Annotated in this window: 1 protein-coding gene; it reads left to right on the top strand. The window is 70.1% G+C overall.

Annotated elements, in window-relative coordinates:
- On the top strand, positions 1–1,944 hold a 1,944-nt coding region (locus tag G7A99_RS18830; RefSeq protein WP_163143077.1), incomplete at both ends, for a leukotoxin LktA family filamentous adhesin.

Genomic DNA, 1,944 nt, shown 5'->3' with positions numbered 1-1,944 from the left:
CTCGTCAACCTCGTCCACGACGCCCGGGCCCGGATCAACGGCACCCTCAACGGGCTCCGCGAGGGCGGCGGTGTCGGTGGCAATATCGTCTTCGCGGACCCCCATGGCCTCGTGGTTGGGGCCTCGGGGGTGGTCAACGTCGGCAGCCTCGTGGTGACCACGCCCACCGGGGCCGAGATGGACGCCATGCTGGCGGCCGTCGGCGACGCCACCGTGGATGGCGGGGCGATGGACGAGCGTGTCGCGAGGCTGATGCGGGGCGACTACGACGCTGCCGACGGCAGCATCACCATCGAGGGGCAGGTCAATGCCGACGGCGCGATCAGTCTCTTCGGTGCCGAGGCCATCGTCGCCCAGGGGGCGTCGCTGTCGGCGCAGACGGACACCGGCTACGGCGGGGGCTGGGCGGTGTTCAAGTCTGCCGTTAACGTCGATGGCGTTGACGCGCCCCGCGGCTCCATCGTCATCGACGCCCGCGACAGCGTCGAGGTCAACGGCCGGCTCGCCGCCATGATGAGCGACGATGACGGCGCGGCGGTCTCCGCCGGCGGCGAGGTGGCCGCGGGCGATATCGAGATTGCCGGGCCCGATGTCGGCGTTGGCGCAGCGGCGGAGATCACCACGGACCCGGGCAACAGCGAGCAGGCCGGTGATATCCGGATCACCGCCAATGCCGCTGACGTCTGCGCGGTATGTGACGGCAGCGGGGGCACCGCCGCGGACGTGGAGACCCCCGGTGCCGTCGGCGCGGACGACGGGGCGGCGGCCACCGTGACGGTGGCCGCGGGGGCGCTGGTCAACGCGCGCAACGCGCAGGAGGCGTCGGCATCCGGCGATCTCACCATTACCGCCGCCGCCAGCGACGTCCAGCTCGCCGGCGAGGCGGATGCCAGTGCCACCGTGACCGTGGCCGGCACACTCAAGGGCCGGGATATCACCCTCGATGCCGGCAGCCTCGCCGAGGTCTCGCCGTCCTTCCTGTCCGGCGTGCTCGAGATCACCGACGATGCCAGCAACTTTTCGTCGCTCTATGAGCGTCTTCAGGGTTATGGCCGCGACAGCTTCAGCGGTCTGGCGGACGCCATTCCCAGCGATGATCCGGACCAGCTCCAGGCGGTGCAGGACATGGTGGCGGTCTCCATCGCCCGCTCCGACGCCGAGGTCACCGTCAAGGGTACGGCGACCCTGACCGCCGAGCGTGACGTGTCCATAGACGCGGACGCCGTGCGCCGGGTCGACAACGGCGCCGACGGCGATTTCGGTGCCTACAACAAGGCGATCCCGTTCAACATGGGCGTGGCCTACGGCGAGCTCGGCGGGATCACCAGAGCGCGCATCGACTCCGGTGCGACGGTCAATGTCGACGGCGACCTGGACGTCACCGCCAGCAGCGAGGACACACTCCGCCAGAGCGCGGAGGCGATCAACCAGCACGACGCCGAGGGCAATGCCCTGACGACCATGGGCTTCGCCCTGGGTGTGGCGGTCACCGACAGCGAAACCACCGCACTCGTCGATGACGGTGTGACGCTGAATACAGCCAACGATTCCGACGTGTTGGTGAACGCCTTCACCCGGCAGTCGCTGACCAACGACGTCAGCTTCTCGGCCATCGGCAAGGGGGCCACCGCGGCACCGGCCGTCGCCGTTGCCGACTACGACAGCACCACCAGGGCGGTCTTCCGGTCCGACCTCTCTGCCGGCGGGGACCTCTCGGTACAGGCCCTGGACCTGGTGGATGCGCAGCGCAACAGCGCCCGGGCCAAGGCGGGTGCCGGCTACGTGGACTGGCTCGCCCGGGACGTGCGGGAGACGTACCGGCTCCAGGCACCGTACCTGGACTTCCTCACCCGCAAGATCAACAGCGCGTTCAATCTCGCCGCCAGCGACGGCGGCAGCGGCTCCACGCCGCTGCGCCTGGGGTCCGCGGTCGCGATCGCCGAC

It is taken from the genome of Arhodomonas sp. KWT (genome assembly GCF_010993615.1).
This window is presented reverse-complemented; position numbering and strand designations above follow the sequence as displayed.